We start from the raw sequence: 6,749 nt of genomic DNA, 5'->3' as shown, positions 1-6,749 counted from the left end.
TTTGAAGTGGAAACTAAGAAAGACACAAATTAAAAAATGTATGAATAAATACAAGAATAATAAGGTGAAAGTTAAATGAAAATGGTTAATTTGTTAAAAATGAAATTATATAAAAAAAGAATTGTTTTAAGTGTAGCTCTAATTGGTATAGCTTTTATTTTAAATGGATGTGGTTTCAGAATAAATATTGGTAATCTTAAAGAAGATGATAAAAAAAATATAGTTACCACTCAACAAAGTGAGATAGACTATAATAAAGATGAATTGCTACCATTAGGAACAGTAGTATTATTAAAAGACTCTAATATACAGTTAATGATAACTGGAAGGATGAGAAAACTTGAAGGAAATTCGAGTGGGGAAATATGGGACTATTCTGGTTGCGCATATCCTAGGGGATTTATGAGTAGTAATGACAGTTATTTATTTAATTTCAATGAAATAGATAAAGTTTATTTTAAAGGATATCAAGATGAAGATGAAATAAAGTATAATAAACAATTAGTGGAATATAGAAATAAATCAAAAGGAATAGAAATAACCAATGCTGATAACTTAATAGTTAGTAATGATGTAACGGAAAACATACAATGGAGTGATGAAGAATTATTACCATTAGGTTCAATAGTTACATTTAAAGGAACCAATAAAAAAGTTATAATAATAGGAAGAATCGAACATTTAAAGGGAGACACTTCTGATGATATATATGATTATGCAGCGTGTGTATATCCAGAGGGAAGTGTTAGTGCGGATAGTAATTATTTATTTGATGGAAATCTTATTAATAAGGTTTATTTTAAAGGATATCAAGATGATCAAGAAATAGAATATAATAAGAAATTGATAGAATATAGAAAATCATTAAGAGAAGAGTAGTTAAATTTAAAGTTATTAAAATTGCATCAATAAAGATAAGAAAAAATATATACTTAAATAAAGCTAATACATTAATTGGAGTGTATTAGCTTTGTTTAATTAATAGAGATTATGGTGCTTTAGATTTTGTCAATACGTCATTAGATTCAATATCAGATTCAGCAATTGATGCATACAAATATGTGACAACAAGAGGAGTTTTTGATGAGCCTACAAAAAATAAAATAGGTAATTCTTTTGATTGGCTAAAAGAACAAAAAGGAAAACCTTCAGATTTATTGCATGAACATTTTAAAAATGAATCACCACATAAAGAAACGTTTGAAGCTACTAAAATAGGATTAGATATGTTAACATTATTGGAAAGTGGTATTGGGGCAGCAAACTATTGTGGAAAACTTTCAAGAATTAAAAAATTAAATGCAGCAGAAAAAGTAGCTAATTCTAAAAAAGCTGAAAACATACTTAATGAATTAAATAAAGAGGTATTGGGAGTTAATAAGGGGTCAGCTGGAGCTAATGATGTAGGATACATGAAAAATATTCATGACCCAATGCGAGATATACCAGGACCGGGTCAAGAATCTAATCCGGAAGAGTGGAATTCCATTATTAAGAAACTTCAGGATTGTGGTGTTGAAATTAAATATACTGAAAAAGACATGGCATATGCGCCGGGATTACAAAGAGGAGATCCAGGCCAAGTAAAAATATGTGAAGATGCATCTTTGAGTGCATTAAAACATGAATATCAACATTTCTTGGATTCACAAGCAGAAGGTTTTCCATCATTTGGAGAACAAATGTTTGAAGATCCTAAGAGTAGAGTAATTAAAGAACTTAGAGCATATATGGTGGAGATAAAAGAGGCTGAGAAAATAGGGTCAAAAGAGGCTGTTGAACAATTGTTTGAAAATTATAGAGGCGAACGTGAATGGATAGTTAATAATTATATAATACCAGGAGGTGAATAAAGATGAGTTATTTAAGTTTAGCAAAAAGAATAATGAATGATGAACTTTCGGATGAAGAATTAATAAAAAATCTTGAAACTCCTAATGTTTTAGTTTTACAGCATGTAATGTTGAAACTTATAAAACATAATATAACAAGTGATTTTGTATGTCAAAAACTTATTCAATATAGTGATTTTATGGATATAAGATTTAAAATTTTAGGACTTTGTAAGATTGGTCACTTAGCACTTTATTCATTAAAAAAATTAGGCTACAAGAAAGAATATCAAGATATATATAGTCGATTAGAAAAACAAGACCAAGAACTTGTGGATATGCTTGAAAAGGCTTTATAATATATTAATAAAATTTTGATTAGAATCTTACTGCAAAATTATAAATTAACTAGCTTTGAATAAACGATTTTATAAATGGAAGTAGTGAAGTAGGAGTAGTAAAGGTAATTAGTGAAAGTTTTCATGTATAAAGTAAAAAATTAAAATAGAGAAAATGAACTAGCTGAAAACAAGTAAGCTAGTTTATTGTTTTTTAGTAAGATTCTTATATTCTATAGAGGTGGAATACTTAGCTTTGATCAGGACAAAAGACTTAATGCTATGAGTGCAAGTGCTGAATATACAGAAGAAGGAAAAAAAGCAAATGAATATTATAAAAATAAGTCTCAGTATAAGCAGGCATATGATGCATATAGCATAGATATAAATTTATTCATGGCAGTAAAAGGTATAGGCAACATATGTAAATCACCTGGGAATATATCTAACATGGGTGGTGGTTCATTACCAATATTAAATGGTACAAAAGGTACATTGGCAATATCTAGCTCTGTTGAAATAGCTGATATAGGTGTAGCAGTAAGAAATGGGATTGGTGGAGCAGAACTAGGGCTTGGAGTTTATAATTTTTCAAAAGGTTCAAATAACGGAAGTAGCAAAGAATCAGATAAAAATAATAATGCTGCTAATAAGAAAGATTATGAGAAAGAAAGTAGTTCAAATAATAAAGATATAGAAAATAAGGTTCAGGGGAATGAAAATAAGGAGACGGCTAAAGCTTACACAGGTGGAAGAACTCAAACAGAGTTAGATAATTTAGCAAGAGACCCTTCACATGCATTTAAAGTAGAAGAACAAGGATTAAAAGAAAGAGAAATAGGTCTTGCTTTAGAAGAAAGAGGAGATTTAGGAAAGATTGTTCGTGATACTCAAATAGATAAGGGCGCAGAATTTATTGATACAACAACTGGTTTAAAATGGGATGTAAAAAGCTTTGAATCGTATCCAATGGGACGAAACGGAATACCTATTACAAAGGTAAAGAAGGGTGCTTTTAGTGTTGATAAAGGCATGGAAAAGATATACGGAGAATTTGACAAGGGTAATAATGTAATTATCGATAAAAGACTATTAACCCCCGAACATATTGAACAACTAAAAGAAGCAATTAAAGAAGCAGGGATAGGAGATAGAATAATATGGTATCCTTAAGGAGGAGAATAAAAAATGATAAATAATATTGTTAGTCAGTTTGAATTGCACAAAAAATGGGTTGAGACAATTGGTAAAGAAGGCGAAAAGTTATGCTTGGAGGAAGTAGATTTCAGGAATTTTGATTTATCTGATAAATTGTTGGAACAAGCAAATCTAGTAGAGTGTATTTTTGACAATCTTAACTTGAAAAGTATAGATTTTCATGCATCACTTCTATGTTCGTCAACTTATAAAAATACTAATTTGGATGCTTGTGATTTTTATAAATCAGATTTATCATATACTGATTTTTCTAATGCAAGTTTAAAGAGAGTTAGATTTAGTAAAAGTGATTGTTGGGAAGCAATATTTAAAAGCGCTGATTTGATAGATTGCAATTTGTCAAATGTTGGTTTTTTATCAACTGACTTTAGAAATACAACATTAAATAATGTAGACATAAGCGCATCAAGATTCAAAAAGACTTTATTTAATGGAGCAATATTAAAAAATATAAAAGGAATTGATGAGGCATATTTTCATAGTATTAATATTGGTACACTTGAAGAACCAATTTTGTTGGAAGAAGAGCAGGCAAAGAAATGGATAATAGAAAATTGTTCATAAAAAATAATAAGAAACTAGATTAATAAAAAAATTGGTATTTGGTATATAGTAACTACAAAATTTAGATGATACTAGCTAAAAATAATAAATATATCCTAATACAATTCATAATATACCTAAATTAGTATATTTATGTTAAAATGAAATAATCTGTATGAATAATTGTAACAATGCAGTGAAAAATGAAATGAATCAGCTGAAATTTAAGTAGGCTGATTCATTATTTTTTTAGCAGTTCTGAAGATATAAGTGTCTGATAAATAATGTTATTGTAAATCGGCACTAGTACCTTTATGAGTTATTAAAATGCCTAAAACTTATAAGGGAATTCCAATATCAGGATCAGAGCTAGAAAAAAGAATGGATATAGCAACTTTTGATGCAACGAAGAAATATAAAGAAGGCACAATGGTAAAATTTAAATCATTAGATTCAACATCAGATTTAGTAATTGATGGATATAAATATGTAACAACAATAATGATATTTTCGCTGTTGGTTAATGCACCTAAACCATCAGGATTTTAAATAAATTAAGAGGTGATTACATGTATAAAGAGTTAGATAAATTATTATTAGAGGAAACAACAGTTGATTCATGGTATGATGATGGATTCTCTATTGCACAAGATATTTTAAAACAATTTTCTAGCGATGATTGGAATAAATTATATAATGAAGTATTGAATAAAGATTTAGATTGGCAAAAAAAACTAGTATATTGTCTTGATAATCAAGTTATTGAGGAAGAGTTCAATATAATATATAAATTAATTCTTATAGATAATGAAGAGTTATTTGAAATGTGTATAGATGCGTTAAGAGCATTTGACAATGAACTTGGACATTCATTTATTAAAAAGAATCCACAAATTATAATAGAAGTAGAAAAACGAATGAATACCGCAGGAAATGTAGCAAAAAAAGTATTAGAAGGTTTTCTAAAAAAATTCACAACAATATAACAAAAGGTTCAAATAACGTAAGTAGTAAATGAAGGATTAGAAATATGGAGATAGTTTTAAGTGGTGACATGTATGATGAAAAAATTAGTGTTAAATACGATGATATGATAATTTACAATGGCTATGTAGATAACTTAGTAACATCCGAAGACGTAGATTCAGATGTAGAATTAAAATTAAATTATAGTAATCAATTCAATCAGAGTAATGTTATAGCTAGGCGTTTAGGAGAGGAGATATTGTGGATTCCTAATATAAAGTATTGCTTTAAAGAAAAATATAAGTATATACCAATAATTTTTTCAGTAGCTGAATTTAAAAAATTATGGGACAGTATGAGATACAATTTTCAAGATGATATTAATAAAATAAAGGAAGTAACTAATGAAGAAGTTATGTTAACTTGGTATATTACAAGTAATATTAGAGAGAGTACAGATAGTATAGATGATTACGCAAAGATACTAAGTAGTAAGTTTATATGTACAGATATAGATGGTGAAAATATAAATAAACAAATTTTAAAGCTTTTCAATTATAATGAAATACTAGATAAAATTAATCTTGTTAGTATATGTGAAGGAAGTAATAATATAATTAATGCTAATATATATCTAGATGATAATATTGAATGGGATGCAATTAAAATTGTTGATGAAACTAATATTTATTTAAACTTATGTAATAAAAAGTATATACCTATGAATTTTAAGTAGGCTGATTCATTTTTTTAGTAGATAATATATGCAATTAATTAATAAAATAGTTCCTAAAATCTAAGGTGGTAAAACAACACCTTAGATTTTTATAAAGATAAAATTTAATTTTTCAAATTTGGTTTATTATATTATAATAAATCAGAAATAAAATTTAACTTAGAAATTAATACATAGATAATAGTTTTAATCAAAAAATTATTAATGAGAAAATTAATTTAAAAAAATTAATTATGAAAGTGAGGATACTATAAATGATATTATCAGGAAAAGAGATATTAAAACATATAGGAAAAGAGATTGTTATAGAACCATTTAATAAAGAAAGAATAAATCCCAATAGTTATAATTTAACTTTATTTAATGAACTATTAGTATATAAGAATGATACATTGGATATGAAAATTCCAAATGAAACTGAAAAACTTATAATACCTGAAGAAGGATTATTATTAGAACCAGGGAAATTATACTTAGGGAGAACAAATGAATTTACTCAAACTAATAAATATGTTCCTATGTTAGAAGGGCGTTCTTCAACTGGAAGACTAGGATTATTTATACATGTTACTGCAGGATTTGGTGATATTGGTTTTGCAGGATATTGGACGTTAGAAATATTCTGTGTTCAACCTATAAAAATATATCCTAACATAGAGATATGTCAAATTTATTATCATAATATTGATGGAGAATATGATTTATATAATAGTGGAAAATATCAAAATAACCAAGGAATACAACCAAGTCTTATGTATAAAGATTTTGAAAATAAAATTTAATTTTAAAAATTTACATTCTTAACTAAATTTGATGGGGATTAAAATTCTCTATAGGCACAAAATATTTAGGAAAGGATGTGTTTTATATGGCAAATAAAGAAGGAGCAATTAATCCAATACAAAAGGGAACAAGAAGACAAAAATTACATGAAAATCAAAACAATGTTGGTGATCCTAAAAAACCATCATACTATGAGAATTTTAATGGTGAACCAATAGAATAAGGTTGATATTCTATAGAATTTTATTATCTAAGGCTCTGTTTTAAATATGTGTTAATATATACAATAGGTAAATTGGCATTGTAATTGGATTTTGAGAATCCTTAATGAGT

10 protein-coding genes are annotated in these 6,749 nt (G+C 27.0%); all 10 read left to right on the top strand.

Going from position 1 to position 6,749, the window contains the following annotated elements; all coding sequences use genetic code 11:
* The first annotated feature begins 75 nt into the window (after positions 1-75).
* The 10 genes from NG904_RS13960 to NG904_RS13915 all read left to right on the top strand — a co-directional run bounded on the left by NG904_RS13960 (position 76) and on the right by NG904_RS13915 (position 6,639).
* On the top strand, positions 76-879 hold the full coding sequence (locus tag NG904_RS13960) for a DUF4176 domain-containing protein (RefSeq protein WP_252232162.1): 804 nt from the start codon (positions 76-78) through the stop codon (positions 877-879).
* A 182-nt stretch (positions 880-1,061) separates the two neighbouring features.
* On the top strand, positions 1,062-1,853 hold the full coding sequence (locus NG904_RS13955; protein WP_252232160.1) for a hypothetical protein: 792 nt from the start codon (positions 1,062-1,064) through the stop codon (positions 1,851-1,853).
* A gap of 2 nt (positions 1,854-1,855) precedes the next feature.
* Complete coding sequence (locus NG904_RS13950; RefSeq protein ID WP_252216964.1) at positions 1,856-2,191, top strand: hypothetical protein; 336 nt, start codon at positions 1,856-1,858, stop codon at positions 2,189-2,191.
* 186 nt (positions 2,192-2,377) lie between these two features.
* On the top strand, positions 2,378-3,343 hold the full coding sequence (locus NG904_RS13945) for a hypothetical protein (RefSeq protein ID WP_252232158.1): 966 nt from the start codon (positions 2,378-2,380) through the stop codon (positions 3,341-3,343).
* A gap of 15 nt (positions 3,344-3,358) precedes the next feature.
* A complete protein-coding gene (locus tag NG904_RS13940) occupies positions 3,359-3,952 on the top strand; it encodes a pentapeptide repeat-containing protein (protein ID WP_252232156.1) in 594 nt (197 codons plus the stop codon).
* A 306-nt stretch (positions 3,953-4,258) separates the two neighbouring features.
* The gene (locus NG904_RS13935; RefSeq protein WP_252232154.1) at positions 4,259-4,480 is read left to right on the top strand and encodes a hypothetical protein; all 222 of its coding nucleotides are present in this window, start codon (positions 4,259-4,261) and stop codon (positions 4,478-4,480) included.
* 20 nt (positions 4,481-4,500) lie between these two features.
* The gene (locus NG904_RS13930) at positions 4,501-4,917 is read left to right on the top strand and encodes a hypothetical protein (protein WP_252232152.1); all 417 of its coding nucleotides are present in this window, start codon (positions 4,501-4,503) and stop codon (positions 4,915-4,917) included.
* A gap of 44 nt (positions 4,918-4,961) precedes the next feature.
* Positions 4,962-5,633: a hypothetical protein gene (locus NG904_RS13925; RefSeq protein ID WP_252232150.1), complete on the top strand. Its 672-nt coding sequence runs from the start codon at positions 4,962-4,964 to the stop codon at positions 5,631-5,633.
* Positions 5,634-5,887: 254 nt separating this feature from the next.
* Positions 5,888-6,415, top strand: a complete 528-nt coding sequence (gene dcd, locus NG904_RS13920; protein WP_252216784.1) for a dCTP deaminase — start codon at positions 5,888-5,890, stop codon at positions 6,413-6,415.
* A gap of 86 nt (positions 6,416-6,501) precedes the next feature.
* On the top strand, positions 6,502-6,639 hold the full coding sequence (locus tag NG904_RS13915) for a clostri-philic family protein (protein WP_252216782.1): 138 nt from the start codon (positions 6,502-6,504) through the stop codon (positions 6,637-6,639).
* Positions 6,640-6,749 lie beyond the last annotated feature (110 nt).

Source organism: Clostridium sp. ZBS15, from assembly GCF_023845705.1.
Taxonomy (GTDB): Bacteria; Bacillota; Clostridia; order Clostridiales; family Clostridiaceae; genus Clostridium; species Clostridium aquiflavi.
Note: the sequence above shows the minus strand (reverse complement) of the source record. Positions and strands in the feature narration are given on the sequence as shown.